This is a genomic window from Ectopseudomonas toyotomiensis (assembly GCF_900115695.1).
GTDB classification, from domain to species: Bacteria; Pseudomonadota; Gammaproteobacteria; order Pseudomonadales; family Pseudomonadaceae; genus Aquipseudomonas; species Aquipseudomonas toyotomiensis.
Genome location: NZ_FOXK01000001.1, coordinates 131,645 through 147,816, shown reverse-complemented (window position 1 = coordinate 147,816; position 16,172 = coordinate 131,645). Strand labels below are relative to the sequence as shown.

The window sequence follows — 16,172 nt, the reverse complement described above, 5'->3', positions numbered from 1 at the left end:
CAGCGACTGCTTGCCATGGCTGTGCTGGCCGCCGCACAGATGCTGCTGGCGTTGATGCTCTACCGCAGCGCCATCGAGGCCTATCGGCAGATGTTCGGTGGGATTCGCCGCGATATCAGTTATGGCCTGCAACTACAGCACTCGTTGTATCTCTTCGGCGCTCTGGCTGTGTGCAATGCTGTCTGGCTGCTCAGTTGCCGTAGCCGGCGCAGCGGACTGATCGGTTTTGGCGTCTGCCTGCTGCTCTGGGCGACATTCTGGGCCAATGCCTTCGCCAGCATGCCGTACCGCAGCCTGCTGGTGGTTGGGATTGGTACGCTGGTGCTGGCGATACCATTGCTGGTACTGCTTCGCTTCAGAAGGCCCGGCCAAGTCGCTGACGTTCGGCCGGGCAACGCTGCTTAGCGATTCAACCCAAGCATGTCTTTGGCCACGGCTTCGGCCACGCGAATGCCGTCGACCCCAGCGGAAAGAATGCCACCGGCGTAGCCCGCACCTTCACCGGCCGGATACAGCCCCTTGAGATTCAGGCTCTGCAGGTCATCGCCACGGGTGATGCGCACCGGCGAGGAGGTGCGCGTCTCGATGCCGGTGAGCACCGCATCGGCCAGGTCGAAGCCCTTGATCTGCTTGCCGAAGGCCGGCAAGGCTTCGCGGATGGCTTCGATGGCGAAGTCCGGCAGCGAGGGCGCCAGATCGCCCAGTTTCACGCCCGGCTTGTAGGAGGGTTGTACTTCGCCCAGCGCAGTGGATGGGGTGCCCTTGATGAAGTCGCCCACTAGTTGCCCTGGCGCCTCGTAGTTGCGCCCGCCGAGCACATAGGCGTGCGATTCCAGACGCTCCTGCAGCTCGACGCCGGCCAGTGGTCCGCCCGGATAGTCCTGCTCGGGAGTGATGCCAACGACGATGCCGGCGTTGGCGTTGCGCTCGTTGCGCGAATACTGGCTCATGCCGTTGGTGACCACACGCTCAGGCTCGGAGGTGGCGGCGACCACGGTGCCGCCTGGACACATGCAGAAGCTGTACACCGAGCGGCCGTTGCTGGCGTGGTGTACCAGTTTGTAGTCGGCGGCGCCGAGCTTGGGGTGGCCGGCGTACTTGCCCAAGCGCGCACGGTCGATCAGCGACTGTGGATGCTCGATACGAAAGCCCACCGAGAACGGCTTGGCCTCGAGAAACACGCCACGGGCGTGCAGCATACGGAAGGTATCGCGCGAACTGTGGCCGAGAGCCAGCACCACATGGCGGCTGAGCAGCTGCTCGCCGTTCTCCAGCACCACGCCGGTGAGTTGGCCGTCTTCGATCAGCAGGTCGCTGACTCGCTGCTGGAAGCGCACTTCGCCGCCCAGGGCCTTGATCTCTTCGCGCATGGTGGCGACCACGCCGGTCAGGCGGAAGGTGCCGATATGCGGCTTGCTGACATAGAGGATCTCGTCCGGCGCGCCAGCCTTGACGAACTCCTGCAGCACCTTGCGCCCGTGATGGTAAGGGTCCTTGATCTGGCTATACAGCTTGCCGTCGGAGAAGGTGCCAGCGCCGCCTTCGCCGAACTGCACGTTGGAGGTGGGGTCGAGCACGTTCTTGCGCCACAGGCCCCAGGTGTCCTTGGTGCGTTGGCGTACTTCCTTGCCGCGTTCCAGCACAATGGGGCGTAAGCCGGCCTGGGCCAGGATCAGCGCCGCGAAGATGCCGCAGGGGCCGAAGCCGACCACGATGGGGCGTTCGTCCAAAGGCGTTTCGGCCTTGCCGACCGGCTTGTAGGTGATATCCGGTGCCGGGCCTACATGCTTGTCATCGCTCAAGCAAGCGAGCAGGGCGGCTTCGTCTTTCACCTCGCAGTCGAGGGTGTAGATGAACGGCATGTCGCCAAACTTCTTGCGCGCATCGTAGCTGCGCTTGAACACGCTGAAGGCCAGCAGCTCGCTATCGGCGATGCCCAAGCGCTGGACGATGGCCGGGCGCAGCGCGTCCTCGGGATGGTCGAGGGGCAGTTTCAGTTCGGTCAGGCGAAGCATGGGCAGTGTCCTGGTTGGCCGGTGGCGATCCGGCAAGGTGAAGAAGGTCGGCGATTGTACGGGATTCGCGGTCCGGGTGGAGAGGACGGCATTCTCGAACTACTGACGGCTTTGCTCCGTTGAGCGTAGGTGAACGATGTCTCGAACGCTGCGCGAGTGCGTACTCAGCCGCGCTGACGTTCGATTGCGCGACCCTGAATGAACATCAGGGCAGCGCCCGCGAAGGCTGCTGTCGCGGCATAGACGATCACGGCTTGCGAGTCGAGGCTGTCGATGATCAGCCCTCCTAGAACCGCACCTGCGGCAATGGCGACTTGGAAGGTCGATGACAGCAGGGCGCCAGCGCTTTCCGCGTGATCGGCGGCGGCGCGCGCGTTCCAGATCGAGATCGATACCGGGAAGGCGCCGAACGCGAAGCCCCACAGCGCAATCGCGACGAAGGCAACGTCAGCCTGTGTGCCGAACAGGATCAGCGTGAGTGCAACGGCAGCGATCAGGAACGAGCAACTGCTGACTGCCCAGGCCGGACTGCGCGCGGCGACGGCGCCGCCGGCAAGGTTGCCGAAAAAGCCGCTGACACCGAAGGCCAGCAAGGCAAGCGAAACGGTCGCGACATCCAGGCGGGGAACCTCCTCGAGGAAGGGACGAATGAAGGTCAGAGCGGCGAAGTGCCCGGAAATGACCAGCAGCCCAGTGCAGATGCCGACGACGACCGCACGCCGCGTCAGCGCTGCCTTGAAGGAGGCCAGGCCTGGCGCTGCTGTAGCCGGCAGTTTGGGTAGGGTCAGCATCTGAATCACCAGCGCCACCACGCCAATACCGGACGCGGACAGGAAGGTTGCCTGCCAGCCCCACAGTTCTCCCAGGTAGGCACCCAGCGGGGCAGCGAAGATGGTGGCGAGCGAGATGCCCATCATGATTATCGAAATGGCACGCGGCACCTTGTTCGGGGGCACCAGGCGCAGGGCGAGCGCAGCCATCATGGCCCAGAAGCTGCCGAGGGCGAAGCCCAGCAGCCCACGCGCGATCAGCAGCACCGTGATGTTTGAGGCATAGGCCGAGAGGATGCAGGAGAACACCAGCATGCCCATCAACCCCCAGACGATCTTTTGTCGATCCAGGCGGCCCGAGAACAGCACCACCAGCGGTCCGGCGAATGCGGCGACCACGGCGGTGGCGGTGATGGCCTGGCCCACCGCGCCATTGGATACGCCCAGGTCGGCGGCCATCGGCGTCAGCAGGCTGATCGGCAGGAATTCCGCCGTGACCAGGCCGAAGGCGCCCAGGGCAAGAGAGATGACGGCCCACCACGCAGCAGACATGGATCGGGTGTCAGCAGCAGATGAATCGGTATGGGGCATGATGGAATCCTTCATTTTCGTCTCCCGATAGCTCAGCCGAACTGCACCAGTTCGAGCGAGGGCAACGGCCCACCGGGGAATTGCGTCAGGCGCCCACCTTCGGCGAGCTCGCCAAGGTCGATAGCGGCGAAGCCCAGTTCATCTATCAGTGCGCTGACCTGGTTTTTCGCGTGATTGTCGTCACCGGCCAGGAACAGCACACGCCGGCCGCCGCGCTCGGCGGGATCGGCGATGAGCAGTCTGGGGTTCAGATGATTGAACGCCTTCACTACATGGGCGCCCGGCACCAGGTCGGCAAACACCTCGCTTGAGGTGCGGCCATGCAGATCGATAGGGTTGAACAGCGGCGCTTCGATCGGGTTATTGCTGTCGATGACGACTCGTCCGCCGAAGTCCGGCAGTCCCGAAAGGGCCGCTGGTAGCTTCGACCAGTTCACCGCGACCAGCACGATGGCTTGCGCTGCCGCCTGTTCACGGCTGCCGGCACGGATGCTCGGGCCGATGGATTGTACAAGGACTTGCAGACTCTCTGGCCCTCGGCTGTTGGAGAGAATTGCCGGAATGTTCCGACGCGCCAGGGCGCGTGCGAAGGTCGCGCCGATATGACCGGCACCAATGATGCCGATGGAGGGCAATTTGCTCATGCTGGGACTCCTTGAGGGCTGAAGTGTCGGAAAACTGTGGGGCAGGCTGACTGGCCTGCCCCGGCATACTCAGGAGGTCAAACCGCCGTCAGCGAGGATGTCCGCACCTGTGATGAACGAGGCTTGCGGGCTGGCGATGAATGCCACGAGGCTGGCAATTTCGTGTGGCTCTCCATAGCGACCCACCGCCATACGGGGGGTCAGGAGTTGGGCAACCTCGCTATCGGCGGGGTTCATGTCGGTGTTCACGGGGCCTGGGTGGACGCTGTTGACCGTGATACCGCGCGGCCCCAGATCATGTGCCAGGCTGCGGTTGAAACCGGCGACGGCGCCTTTGGTCAGGCTGTATGCGGCAAGTCCGGGCACACCTGCGTACTTGGTGACCGAACTGGCTATGTGGATGACGCGACCGCCTGCCTGCATGTGCCTTACCGCTTCCTGGGTGGCGACGAATACCCCGGTTACGTTGACCGCGAGCATCTTCTGGTAATCCTCGAAGCTGGTTTCTTCGAACTGGCTGAACACGCCGATACCGGCGTTATTCACCAGAATGTCGAGGCCTCCGAATGCTTCTACCGTCTTCGCGACGGCGGCGCGCACGGCCTCGGGGTCGGCTGCGTTGGCCTGGATCGCCAGCGCTCGACCGCCTGCCGATTCGATCTCGATGGCGACTTCTTCAGCCAATTTGGGCGAGCCGTTGTAGGTGAAGGCAACCTGGGCGCCGTCGGCGGCCAGGCGTTTGGCGATCGCTGCGCCGATAGAGCGAGAGCCGCCAGTTACGAGAGCCGTTTTGCCGGCCAGAGGAAGGGGGTGGGAAGAAATTACGTTGCTCATGGTTCACTCCGTTTGATTGCCGAGACATTCGGTGGAGTGACTATCGCGTTTTCATTCTTCTTTGATTAGCAGCTAATCATTTGGATTATCTTCAAGTATCTGTTTAAGATCGGTCTATGGAGACATTGGCCAACCTGGAATCATTCGTACGCAGTGCCGAGAGTGGCAGCTTCTCGGCGGCAGCGCGCCGGCTTGCGCTCACGCCGGCAGCGGTCAGCCGCAACGTCGCCATGCTGGAGCGCAACCTGGGTGTACGGTTGTTCCAGCGCTCGACCCGCAAGCTGACGCTGACCGAGGCGGGCGAGGCTTTCTTGGCCGCGGTTGGCGGCAATCTGGAGTCCTTGCAGAACGCCATTGCAGCGGTATCAGCCGATGATGGCCAGCCGGCTGGTGTGCTCAAGATCAGCGTGGCGCCATCCTTCGGAATCGGTTATCTGCTGCCTTTGTTGCCCGAGTTCCTGCAGCGCTATCCCCGCGTTCGCCCTGAATGGCATTTCGAGAATCGTACGGTCGACCTGATCGCCGAAGGCTACGATGCCGCCATCGGTGGCGGTTTCGAGTTGGCAAGCGGTGTGGTCGCCCGCACACTGGCGCCGCTGCACGTCATTGCCTTTGCCTCTCCCGCTTACCTGGCTCGGCACACGTTGCCAGCCGACCCATCAGGTCTGAGCGAGTTGGACTGCATTGTCATGCGTTCGCTGTCGTCGGGTCGTATCCGTACCTGGAACATGCGCAATGCGCAGGGCGATGAAGTGATCGCGACGATGCGCGAGACCGTGGTGGTCAACGATCCGACTGCTGTGCGAGAGGCCGCGCGGTTGGGTCTGGGGGTGGCGATGCTTGCCGTACCCGATGTACTGCCCGGGCTGGAGTCGGGTGAGCTGGTGCGGGTGCTGCCGCGCTGGTGGGCGGATGCCGGCGCGTTGTCGCTGTATTACCCCAGTCGTCAATTGATGCCCGGCAAGACGCGCAGCTTCATCGACTTCGTGGTCGAGGCCTTCCAGCGTGAAGACTATGCACGGCGTTTTGCCGGGAGTTTGGGCTAGCTGAACGGTTCGTGCCGGTGCAGCCACTCAGCGTCACCGGCATGACTGATGGTCAATTACGCATGGCGCCGAAATGGGCGCAGCCACGCAGCACCTGTCCGTCGAGTCGCAGTTCGGCGCTGAGGTGGTTGAGTGTGCCGCTCATGCTATCAACGCAGCGCTGCGGTGCGACCCACAGATCCAGACGCTGGCCGTTGGCTTCGCTGCTGAAGTTGAGGCGCCCATCCGGCAACTGCTCTTCCAGGTAGGGCAGGGCCAGCGGCTCCTGGCCGGGGCGGTTGAGTACCAGGCCCTTGCTGCCGACTTCCAGTTGCCAGAACGGCTCATTGCCGCTGGCGCGCAGGGCCAGGCGCTTGAAGTTGAGGTCGTCGCAGCCATGACCTTCGCCCTGCAGGCGATAGATCTGGCTGACTTCGAAGCGACCATCATTGCCCTTGCCCTGGCTGCCGCCCAGGCGACCGGCCAGATCGGCGAACAGGCTGGCCTGGCCATCGCTGCCGAGCTGCATGACTTCGCGCTGGATGCCGGTACTGTCGCCATCGATCAGCACGAAGCGGCGTTGCTCCTGGCAAGGGGTGAACACCAGCTGACCATCCTCGACCTGTACCTGCCCCTGCAGGCGGGTAGCCGGTGGCGGGCCTTCCGGCTTGCCGGTGTAAACCTGGCAGGCGGCCAGAAGTGGGAGGAGGGCGACGCTGGTAAGCAGGGAGCGGGTGATGGACATGAGTCTCTCCAGATACGAGCGGCCACCATAGCTACAGGCGGACGTCCGCTCAAGCCGTTTGCTTTGACTGAGTAGCGCGAGTGCGGCCTAATTCGCCCGTCCGGATCCGCTCGAGCACCTTCTGCAATGCCCAATCCCGCCATGCGCCCCAGCACCCTTCACCTGCCACAGGGCGACTGGGCGACGGTGCTCGACTGCCTGTGCGATCACTTTCCCGCCATCGACCGCGCTACCTGGCTGGAGCGTATGGCGCGTGGCCGTGTGCTGGACGCGGCTGGCGCGTCCATCGATGCCACGCATCCCTATCGGGTCGGACTGAAGGTGCGTTACTTCCGCGAAGTACCGAACGAGACGCCAGTTCCTTTCGAGGAGCAGGTGTTGTGGCAGGACGAGCATCTGCTGGTCGCCGACAAACCGCATTTTCTGCCGGTAATGCCGGCCGGTGAGTACGTCGAGCAGACCCTGCTGGCGCGTCTGATCAGGCGCACCGGCAATCCCGACCTGGTGCCGATCCACCGCATCGACCGACTGACCGCTGGCCTGGTGCTGTTCTCGGTCGATCCGGCCAGTCGCGGTCAGTACCAGGCGTTGTTTCGCCAGCGTGCAGTGGAAAAACGCTACGAGGCCATCGCTCCGGCGCTGCCGCAGTTGCAGTTCCCCTACCTGCATCGTTCGCGCATGGTCGATGGCGAGCCGTTCTTCCGCATGCAGGAAGTCGCGGGCGAGGCCAACAGCGAAACGCGCATCGAGGTGCTGGAGCGGCGCGGTGACCTATGGCGTTACGGCCTGTCGCCGGTGACGGGGCGCAAGCATCAGCTGCGTGTGCATCTTGCCGGTCTCGGCGCGCCCATCGTCGGCGACGACTTCTATCCGCAGTTGCTGGAGTCGCGCAACCTGCCGGATGACTACAGCAAGCCACTCAAGCTGCTGGCGCGCGGCCTGCGCTTCGTCGATCCGCTTGGCGGGCAGAGGCGCGAGTTCGAAAGCGAACTGCAGTTGCAGTGGTAGCCCTGGTTCGCATGGCGCACCCTACGGCTGTGGGAGGGGCTTCAGCCGCGAGCTTTTTCCTTGCCACACAGCCAGGCGTGCAAAAAAAAGCCCGCACGAGGCGGGCTAAACGTGGTTCTTGCACCAGAGCTTGAATAAGGGCTCGGCAAGGAACATCACCAGAAACAGCCGCAGCACCTGCAAGGCGGTGACCAGCGCCACCGACAATTGCAAGGCTTCGGCAGTCAGGCACAGCTCGGTGATGCCACCGGGCATCATGCCCAGCATCAGCGACAGGTGGTCTTCGCCCGCCAGCCAACCCAGGGCTTCGCCGAGCGCGGCAGCAGCGAGCATCGCCAGCAAGGTGAAGGCCAGCACCCGGGCGAGAAACCCCGGTGCGCTGCGGAAGAAGGCGCGGTCGAAGTGGCAGCCCAGGGCGCAGCCAATCAGCCACTGGCCGAACTGGCCGAGGCCTTGCGGCAGGCCCAGATGCAGGTCGAAGCTGGCGCTGGCCACGGCGCAGGCGGTCAGCGGGCCGAGCATCCAGGGGTTGGGTTGTTTCAGGCGGCCCCAGAACATCGCCAGCACAGCGCCCGCGGCGAGCAGGCCGATCAGCCAGGTCCAGTCCACCGGCGCGCGCGTTGGCGCGCTGACGGCGGGCAGGCCCCAGGTGAACAGCGCCGGAATCAGCAGCACCACCAGCAGCAGGCGCAGGCTATGCGCCGCCGCTACTCGCGCCGCTTGAGCATCATGACGCAGGGCCAGGTTGACCATTTCGCTGGCGCCACCTGGCATGCTGGCGAAGAAGGCGGTGGCGCGGTCGACGCCAGCACGGCGCAGGATGGCGATGCCGATCAGGCTGAGAAGCAGCGTGCCGAAGGCGCCCATCACGATCACGGGCAGATGGCTGAGCACCTGCTCCAGCACTTCGCTGGTGAAGTGCAAACCGATACCGCTGGCGACCAGCCACTGGCCGGCCTTGCGTCCGCCCGGCAGTTCGCTGAAGGCGCGATTGGCCAGGCAGCGTACGGCGATCACTGCCAGCAGAGAGCCGACCATCCACGGCAAAGGCCAGCCGGCGAGGCTGGCCAGGTAGCCGCCGACCACCCCGGCCAGCGGCGTTACCCAGAGATCACGCGGCAGAGGCATCAGCCTGCGCCTTGATCTGCTTGCGCCGACGCATCCAGCGGATGCCCGGCAGGGCCAGCATCAGGACTACCAGCGCCCACAGCGTCAGGGTGATCGGGCTGCCCCAGAGAATGCTCAGCTCACCGGCGGAGATCGACAGGGCGCGGCGCAGGTTGTCTTCCATCAACTCGCCGAGGACGAAACCGAGGATCAGCGCCGACAGCGGGAAGTCCAGCTTGCGCAGGATATAGCCGAACACGCCGAGGCCGATCATCAGCACCAGGTCGAAGGTGGTGCTGTGTACCGCGTACACACCGACCATGCTGATCACGGTGATCGCCGGCACCAGCACCCAGTTGGGCACGGCGAGCATGCGTGAGAACAGACCGACCAGCGGGATGTTCATCACCAGCAGGATGACGTTGCCGATGAACAGCGAGGCGATCAGGCCCCAGACCACGTCCGGTTGCTGTTCGAACAGCAGTGGGCCGGGCGTGATGTTGTACAGGGTCAGCGCGCCGATCATCACCGCGGTGGTGCCCGAACCGGGTACGCCAAGGGTCAGCATGGGAATCAAGGAGCCGCACGCCGAGGCGTTGTTGGCCGCTTCCGGAGCGGCCAGGCCACGCAGGTCACCGTTACCGAAACGGCCGTTGGGCCCGGCCAGGCGCTTCTCGGTCATGTAGGTCATGGCGCTGGCGATGGTCGCGCCGGCTCCGGGCAGCGTGCCGATGACGAAGCCGGCCAGGGCGCTGCGGATCATGGTCCAGAAGCTCAGGCAGAACTCCTTGAAGTTGAACAGCAGGCGCCCGCTGGCCTTCACGGCCTGCTGCCCGCCGTGGGTCTTCTCCAACATCAGCAGGATCTCGCTGACGCTGAAGAAGCCGATCACCACGATGACGAACTGGATGCCGTCGGACAGGCTGACGCTGTCGAAGGTGAAGCGATATACGCCGGTGGTCGAGTCCACCCCGACCGTGGCCAGGGCCAGACCGATCAGCGCCGCCATCAGGGTTTTGACCGGCTTGTCGCCGACCATGCCGCCGAGGCAGGCGATGGCGAAGATCATCAGCACGAAATATTCGGCAGGACCAAAGGCCACCGCCCATTTCGCCAGCAGCGGGGCGAACAGCACCACGCCGCAGGTGGCGATGATGCTGCCGATGAACGAGCTCACCGCCGACAGCGACAGGGCGATGCCAGCCTTGCCCTGACGGGCCAGCGGATAACCGTCGAGGGTGGTCATGACCGCGGCGGCGTCACCGGGCACGTTGAGCAGGATGGCGGAGATGCGTCCGCCGTACTCGCAGCCCAGGTACACGGCGGCGAGCAGGATCAGTGCGGTTTCCGGCGGCAGGCCGAGGGCAAAGGCCAGCGGCAGCAGCAGGGCCACGCCGTTGATCGGGCCGAGGCCCGGCAGCAGGCCGACCACGGTGCCGACGAAGGCGCCGAACAGCGCCACCAGCAGGTTGGTCGGCCTGGTGGCGACGTCGAAGCCCTGCATGAGGAAGTTAAGAGTTTCCATTTCAGCTCTCCACGAAAGCGTCTAGCAGGCCGAGCGGCAGGGGCACGTCGAGCAGCAGGTCGAACAGGCTGTACAGCAGTACGCCCATCAGCACTGCGCTGATCGCGCAAGGAACCGGGCGGCCGGTGAATAGCAGGCCTAGGGCGAAGGTGGCCAGAGCGGTGCTGATGACGAAGCCGAGCAGCTCGAAGGTCAGCGCATAGGCCAGCAGCACCACCACGCACAGGGCGCTGCGCATAGCCACGGGAATGTCCAGGCGTTGTTCGAGCATGCCGGGCTTGATGATCAGCCACAGGCTACCCGCGCCCATCAACGCCAACAGCAGCAATGGGTAGGCGCGTGGGCCCACCGGGTCATAGGCGAAGGGCGCCTGGAAGCCCCAGGCAAGGACAGCGAGCCAGGCGCACAGCAGCAGCCAGATCGCGGAGAACAGGCGAACGTACATGGTGTTTTACCTCGGGAGCGCCGGCCGCCAGGTGGCGGCCGAACGCGGATTACGCAGGAGTGTTACTGGATCAGGCCGAACTCGCCGGCCAGCGCCTTGTATTCCTGCACCTGCTTGAGCACGAAAGCGTTGAGCTCGTCGCCGGTGAGCGACAGGGGGAACAGGTCACGCTGCTCGCGCAGGGTGGCGAAGTCGTCACGGGCGAGCATTTGCTCGAACTGACCCTGCCACCAGGCGAACTGCTCGTCGCTGACTTGCGGGCCCATGTAGAAGCCGCGGATCACCGGCCAGCTGATGTCGAAACCCTGTTCCTTGGCAGTGGGGATATCGGCCAGCTTGCCCGGCAGACGATCATCGGCCAGCACGGCGAGGATGCGCACCTTGCCGGCGGCCAGTTGCGGGGTCACTTCGCCGAGGCCGCTGGAGGTGACCTGGACGTGACCGCCGAGCATGGCGGTGAGGGTTTCGCCGCCGCCTTCGAAGGCGACGTAGCGCAGGTTCTGCGGGTCGATGCCGGCGGCGCGGGCGATCAGCGCGGTCTGCATCCAGTCCTGGCCGCCAATGGTGGCACCGGCGCCGAACACCACGCTGGCTGGGTCCTTCTTCAGCGTTTCGACCAGCTCGCCGAGCGTCTGCCACGGTGCGTCAGCACGCACGGTGATGGCGCCGTAATCGGTGCCGATGGCGGCCAGCCAGCGCACGGCAGTCTCGTCGTAACGACCGAACTTGCCCTGTGCCAGGTTCAGCAGCGAACCCGAGGAGAAGGCGGTGATGGTGCCTGGGTCCTTGGCGCGCTGGGCGACCACGGCGTTGTAGGCCACGGCGCCGACGCCGCCGGGCATATAGGTGACGCGCATCGGCGCTTTGAGCAGGCCGGTATCTTTCAGGCCGCTCTGGGCCAGTTTGCAGGTCAGGTCGAAACCACCGCCGGGCTTGGCCGGGGCGATGCATTCCGGACGCTTGGGTTCGGCAGCCAGCAGTTGGCTGGCAAAGGCCAGGCAGGCAGTCGCCAGGGCGGCGCGGGTCAGGACAGATTTCATGATGGGTGATTCCTCGCGAGTCTTGTTGTTGTTTACCAGATCGGCAGCGTGTAGCCGACGATGACACGGTTCTCGTCCGCGTCGCGGGCGAAGTCGGAGCGGAAACTGGCGTTGCGTACGCGTACGTAGAGGTCCTTGAGTGGGCCGTTCTGCACCACGTACTTGAACTCGATATCGCGTTCCCATTCGCCGCCACGGTCGTCGGAGCCGGCAACACGAGCATCATCGCCACGGATGTAGCGGGTCATGAAGGTCAGGCCGGGAACCCCGACGCTGGCGAAGTTGTAATCGTAGCGGGCCTGCCAGGAGCGCTCGTCGGCGTTGGCGAAGTCGTTGATCTGCACGAAGTTGACCAGGAAGGGGTCGCTGCCATCGATGTAGGCAAAGCCGGTGTCGCCGCTCATGTCCTGAAAGCCCAGGCCGAACTTGTGGCTGCCCAGGCCGTAGCTGACCATGGCGTTGAAGGCCTGGTTATCGATTTTGCCTGCGTTGGATGCGCCGCTGTCACGACTGACGATATAACGCACGTCGCTGCTCAGGGTGCCGGCACCGACCTTGTGGCTGCTCAGCAGGCCGAAGAAGTGCTGGCGATAGATGTCGTCCAGATCGGCAAAGTAGTAGCGGCCGGTGAAGTCGGGGGCGAACTTGTAGTCGACGCCGGCGAGGTCGAGGTGGTCGGCTTCGACGCCGGAGGCGAAGCGGCGGTTCTTGGCGTTGAGCACCATCTCTTCGGAGTTGGTCGAGGCGCGGTCGATGACCTTGTCCAGGCGGCCGCCGGTGAAGGTCAGGCCTTCCAGTTCGGAGGAGGTCAGCAGGCCGCCTTCGAACACCTGCGGCAACAGGCGGCTGTCGCTGGCTTTGACCACCGGCAGCTCGGGCACGTGCGAGCCGTAGCGCAGTTCGGTGGCGGAGACCTTGACCTTGGCAGTCAGCCCCAGGCGGCTGAATTCGTCGGCGGAGCGACCGTTGTCGTGTACGGGTAGCAGATCGGTACCGGTGCGGCCCTTGCCCGAGTCGAGCTTGATACCGAGCAGCCCCATGGCGTCGACACCGAAACCGACGGTGCCTTCGGTGAAGCCGGACTGCAGGTCGAGGCGAAAGCCCTGGCCCCATTCTTCACGCTTGTTCTGGCCTTCGAACTGGCGGAAGTCGCGGTTCAGGTAGATGTTGGTAGCGGTGAGGCTGGCGCTGCTGTCTTCGATGAAGGCGGCGTTGGCGAGGGGGGCAGCGCCGGTAGCGGCGATGGCCAGGCAGAGCAGGCGGACAGGCGGCAGGGCCTGGCGTGAGGCTGCGAGCATCATGTGGTCTCCGTTTTTGTTCTTGTCGCCACCTGGCACCACTGCCAGGTCGCTTGAGCAGGTGGATCGAGCCACCTTGAAACGATGCTATGAGGGCAAGCTTTCACTAGGCTTTCATGGACGAAAGATTTTCATGATGGTGTGTTGTTGCGTCATGGCGGGTGACGCAAGGCTGCAAATCAGATGCTGCTTTGGCATTTGAGCAATTCACAGCAGCCGTGGCGGCGCTAAACTGCGCGCCTTTAACGATGCTGCAGCTGGAGGTGGCGGTGCGGATTCTGCTGGTCGAAGACCATCCGCAATTGGCGGAAAGCGTGGCCCAGGCGCTCAAAGGTGCAGGCTGGACGGTGGACGTGCTGCACGATGGCGTGGCCGCTGACCTTGCGCTGTGCAGCGAGGAGTACGCCTTGGCGATTCTCGATATCGGTTTGCCTCGTCTGGACGGCTTTGCCGTGTTGGCGCGCCTGCGTGACCGCGGTCAGACCCTGCCGGTGCTGATGCTGACTGCGCGTGGCGAGGTCAAGGACCGCGTGCATGGCCTCAATCTGGGTGCCGATGACTACCTGGCCAAACCCTTCGAGTTGACCGAACTGGAAGCTCGAGTCAAGGCGCTGCTGCGGCGCAGCGTACTCGGCGGCGAACAGTTGCAGCGCTGCGGCGACCTGGTCTACGACCTTGGCGCGCGTCGTTTCAGCCTCGATGGCGAAGCGCTCAGCCTGACTGCCCGTGAGCAGGCGGTGCTGGAGGCGATGATTGCCAGGCCGGGCAGGGTGATGAGCAAGGAGCAGCTGGCGGCGCAGGTGTTCGGTCTGGACGAGGACGCCAGCCCGGATGCCATCGAAATCTACATTCACCGCCTGCGCAAGAAACTCGAGGGCAGCGCCGTACGTATCGTCACCTTCCGTGGTCTTGGCTACCTGCTGGAAACGGTCGAGGCATGAGTCGTGGCGTCAGTCTGCGCGGGCGTCTGCTACGGCGCCTGGCGCTACTGTTGTCGCTGATCCTGCTGCTGAGCAGTTTCAGTGCCTACTGGAGTGCACGCCGTGCCGCCGATACCGCCTATGACCGCACGCTGCTGGCATCGGCGCGCGCAGTGGCCGATGGTCTGTATGCCGAGGACGGCCGGTTGCGCGCCAATATTCCTTATGTCGCGCTGGATACCTTCGCCTACGACAGCGCCGGACGCATCTACTACCAGGTGCTCGACCTGCAGGGTAATCAGGTTTCCGGCTATGAGGACCTGCCGCCAGCGCCGCCGGGCACGCCGCGTACTGACGATTATCCGGCGCTGGCACACTTCTACGACGCCGAGTACCGCAACCAGGGCGTGCGTGTGGTCAGCCTGCTGCAGCCGGTCAGCGAACCGCAGCTCAATGGCATCGCTGAAATCCGGGTGGCGGAGACGCAGGGTGCGCGTGAGCGCATGGCTCGTGAGCTGCTGATCGGCACTCTGTGGCGCATGGGGTTGCTCTCGTTCAGCGCGCTGCTGCTGGTGTGGTTGGCCGTGAATCTGGCCTTGCGGCCGCTGGAGGCGCTGCGCAGGGAGGTGGCAGAGAGGGCCAGCGACGACCTGCAGCCGCTGCCGGATAGCGGTCTGCCGCGCGAGGTGCTGCCACTGGTGGAGGCATTGAACCAGTTCAACGAGCGCTTGCGAGGTCTGTTCGAGCGGCAGTCGCAGTTCATCGCCGATGCCGCGCATGAGTTGCGCACGCCGCTGGCGGCACTGAAAGCGCGTATCACCCTGGGCTTGCGTGCCGAACAGCCCGAGGAGTGGCGCAGTACCCTTGAACAGGTGGCGCAGCAAGGTGATCGTCTGACTTCGCTGGCCAATCAACTGCTGTCCCTGGCGCGTATCGAGAGTGGTGCGCGAGCCATTACCGAAGGCGGCGCGCAGCGTATCGACCTCGGCCAGCTGGCGCGTGAACTGGCTCTGGCTATGGCGCCACTGGCTCACGCCCGTGGCGTCGCGCTGGCGCTGGAGGCCGAACAGCCGGTGTGGATCGATGGCGAACCGACGTTGCTCAACGAGTTGCTGAATAACCTGTTGGATAACGCATTGGCGCATACACCAGCCGGTGGCAACCTGATCATCCGCGCACTGGCGCCGTCGGTGCTTGAGGTCGAAGATGACGGCCCGGGCATTCCCGAGGCCGAGCATGAGAAGGTTTTCGAGCGTTTCTACCGACGCAGCAGCCTGGGTAGTGGTGCAGGCCTTGGTTTGGCCATCGTCGGCGAGATCTGTCGCGCCCATCAGGCTCGAATCAGCCTGCATCAGGTGCAGCCGCATGGCCTGCGGGTGCGTGTCGAGTTTCCGCTGTCAGTGGCTGAGGCTTAGCGGCTGCTGAATCTCCAGCAGGTACTGGGAAACCTTGCCACTGTCGCGCAATTGATTCAGGCCACGGTTGAAGCGCTGCATCAGCTCGGCATTACCCGGTACCTCTCGCGACAGCAGCAGATGCAGGCTGTCGCTGCGCAGGGGCTTGCGATGAAAGCTCAGGCGCTGGCGCTCGGCAGCGCTGAATTTCTGATAGAGCAGGTCGAAGCCCACCACCTTGTCCACGGGAAACAGATCGATGCGTCCGGCCAGCAGCTGGCGCAGGCCCTGTTCATCACCGGTCAGGCGCACCACTTTGAGTTCACCGGCGGCTTCGGCACGTTCGAAGGCTTCGCCGTAGTCATAGCCACGAGTACCTGCAATGCGCAGGCCGCGTAGATCCTCGACATCGCTCCAGTCAAACGCGTGGATCTTGCGGTGAAACAGGTAGTAGCCGCTTTCGACCACCGGCTCGCTGATGTGAAAGCGCTGCTCGCGTTCGGGATTGGCAAGCCAGACGGCGCTTCCGTCGCGCAGGCCCTGTTCGGCCATTTTCAGCGAGCGGGCCCAGGGGTGAAATTCCCACTGTACTTCGACGCCCTGCAACGCGAACGCCTCGGCGACGATGCGTGAGGCCACACCATGGTGGGGCAGGGTTTCACCGAGATAGGGCGGCCATTCGCCGTTGGTCAGACGTACCTGTTCGGCAGCCTGGGCGCTGCCGAACAACAGGACGAGCAGGACGAATGCGTAACGCATGGCTCTACTTCCTCAAGCGAGTCGTTCGAGTGTAGAGGCATTTTGTGATCTA

The 16,172-nt window shown here is 64.2% G+C and carries 16 protein-coding genes; 5 read left to right on the top strand and 11 right to left on the bottom strand.

Going from position 1 to position 16,172, the window contains the following annotated elements; translation table 11 throughout:
• Positions 1 to 15 precede the first annotated feature (15 nt).
• Complete coding sequence (locus BM186_RS00740; RefSeq protein WP_239690022.1) at positions 16 to 405, top strand: hypothetical protein; 390 nt, start codon at positions 16 to 18, stop codon at positions 403 to 405.
• Here the strand turns inward: BM186_RS00740 and BM186_RS00735 are convergent.
• The 4 genes from BM186_RS00735 to BM186_RS00720 all read right to left on the bottom strand — a co-directional run bounded on the left by BM186_RS00735 (position 402) and on the right by BM186_RS00720 (position 4,854).
• The gene (locus BM186_RS00735; protein ID WP_074913027.1) at positions 402 to 2,015 is read right to left on the bottom strand and encodes an NAD(P)/FAD-dependent oxidoreductase; all 1,614 of its coding nucleotides are present in this window, start codon (positions 2,013 to 2,015) and stop codon (positions 402 to 404) included. The two genes, BM186_RS00740 and BM186_RS00735, sit on opposite strands and share 4 nt — an antisense overlap.
• A 164-nt stretch (positions 2,016 to 2,179) precedes the next feature.
• Positions 2,180 to 3,376: an MFS transporter gene (locus tag BM186_RS00730; protein WP_239690023.1), complete on the bottom strand. Its 1,197-nt coding sequence runs from the start codon at positions 3,374 to 3,376 to the stop codon at positions 2,180 to 2,182.
• A gap of 32 nt (positions 3,377 to 3,408) precedes the next feature.
• Complete coding sequence (locus tag BM186_RS00725) at positions 3,409 to 4,011, bottom strand: NADPH-dependent F420 reductase (protein WP_072423720.1); 603 nt, start codon at positions 4,009 to 4,011, stop codon at positions 3,409 to 3,411.
• A 78-nt stretch (positions 4,012 to 4,089) separates the two neighbouring features.
• Positions 4,090 to 4,854 carry a 3-oxoacyl-ACP reductase family protein gene (locus BM186_RS00720; protein WP_072422634.1) on the bottom strand — a complete coding sequence of 255 codons (765 nt, stop codon included), beginning with the start codon at positions 4,852 to 4,854 and terminating at the stop codon, positions 4,090 to 4,092.
• Positions 4,855 to 4,970: 116 nt separating this feature from the next.
• Between BM186_RS00720 and BM186_RS00715 the strand changes: the two genes are divergently transcribed.
• On the top strand, positions 4,971 to 5,900 hold the full coding sequence (locus tag BM186_RS00715; RefSeq protein ID WP_074913026.1) for a LysR family transcriptional regulator: 930 nt from the start codon (positions 4,971 to 4,973) through the stop codon (positions 5,898 to 5,900).
• Between the two features lie 52 nt (positions 5,901 to 5,952).
• Here BM186_RS00715 and BM186_RS00710 read toward each other — a convergent pair whose 3' ends face one another.
• The gene (locus BM186_RS00710) at positions 5,953 to 6,624 is read right to left on the bottom strand and encodes a COG3650 family protein (protein ID WP_074913024.1); all 672 of its coding nucleotides are present in this window, start codon (positions 6,622 to 6,624) and stop codon (positions 5,953 to 5,955) included.
• 126 nt (positions 6,625 to 6,750) lie between these two features.
• On the opposite strand from BM186_RS00710, the gene BM186_RS00705 reads away from it, so the two are divergent.
• Positions 6,751 to 7,632, top strand: coding sequence for an RluA family pseudouridine synthase (locus tag BM186_RS00705; RefSeq protein ID WP_074913022.1), 882 nt, complete (start codon positions 6,751 to 6,753; stop codon positions 7,630 to 7,632).
• A gap of 105 nt (positions 7,633 to 7,737) precedes the next feature.
• On the opposite strand, the gene BM186_RS00700 is transcribed toward BM186_RS00705, so the two are convergent.
• The 5 genes from BM186_RS00700 to BM186_RS00680 form a co-directional block, all read right to left on the bottom strand.
• Entirely contained in the window at positions 7,738 to 8,760 is a 1,023-nt protein-coding gene (locus BM186_RS00700) for an AbrB family transcriptional regulator (protein WP_074913020.1), read from the bottom strand.
• Positions 8,744 to 10,264 carry a tripartite tricarboxylate transporter permease gene (locus BM186_RS00695; RefSeq protein ID WP_074675383.1) on the bottom strand — a complete coding sequence of 507 codons (1,521 nt, stop codon included), beginning with the start codon at positions 10,262 to 10,264 and terminating at the stop codon, positions 8,744 to 8,746. The genes BM186_RS00700 and BM186_RS00695 overlap by 17 nt, the downstream gene beginning before the upstream one ends.
• 1 nt (position 10,265) lies before the next feature.
• Positions 10,266 to 10,709, bottom strand: coding sequence for a tripartite tricarboxylate transporter TctB family protein (locus BM186_RS00690; protein ID WP_074675382.1), 444 nt, complete (start codon positions 10,707 to 10,709; stop codon positions 10,266 to 10,268).
• Between the two features lie 62 nt (positions 10,710 to 10,771).
• Positions 10,772 to 11,749, bottom strand: a complete 978-nt coding sequence (locus BM186_RS00685; protein WP_074675381.1) for a Bug family tripartite tricarboxylate transporter substrate binding protein — start codon at positions 11,747 to 11,749, stop codon at positions 10,772 to 10,774.
• A 32-nt stretch (positions 11,750 to 11,781) separates the two neighbouring features.
• Entirely contained in the window at positions 11,782 to 13,047 is a 1,266-nt protein-coding gene (locus tag BM186_RS00680) for an OprD family porin (RefSeq protein WP_074913513.1), read from the bottom strand.
• A gap of 269 nt (positions 13,048 to 13,316) precedes the next feature.
• Between BM186_RS00680 and BM186_RS00675 the strand changes: the two genes are divergently transcribed.
• Together BM186_RS00675 and BM186_RS00670 are read left to right on the top strand one after the other, a co-directional pair.
• Positions 13,317 to 13,988: a response regulator gene (locus BM186_RS00675; RefSeq protein ID WP_072423718.1), complete on the top strand. Its 672-nt coding sequence runs from the start codon at positions 13,317 to 13,319 to the stop codon at positions 13,986 to 13,988.
• Positions 13,985 to 15,382, top strand: a complete 1,398-nt coding sequence (locus BM186_RS00670) for a sensor histidine kinase (protein ID WP_004423867.1) — start codon at positions 13,985 to 13,987, stop codon at positions 15,380 to 15,382. Before BM186_RS00675 ends, BM186_RS00670 begins: the two co-directional genes overlap by 4 nt.
• Here BM186_RS00670 and BM186_RS00665 read toward each other — a convergent pair.
• Entirely contained in the window at positions 15,365 to 16,120 is a 756-nt protein-coding gene (locus BM186_RS00665; protein ID WP_072422625.1) for a substrate-binding periplasmic protein, read from the bottom strand. The genes BM186_RS00670 and BM186_RS00665 overlap by 18 nt on opposite strands.
• Between the last annotated feature and the right edge of the window lie 52 nt (positions 16,121 to 16,172).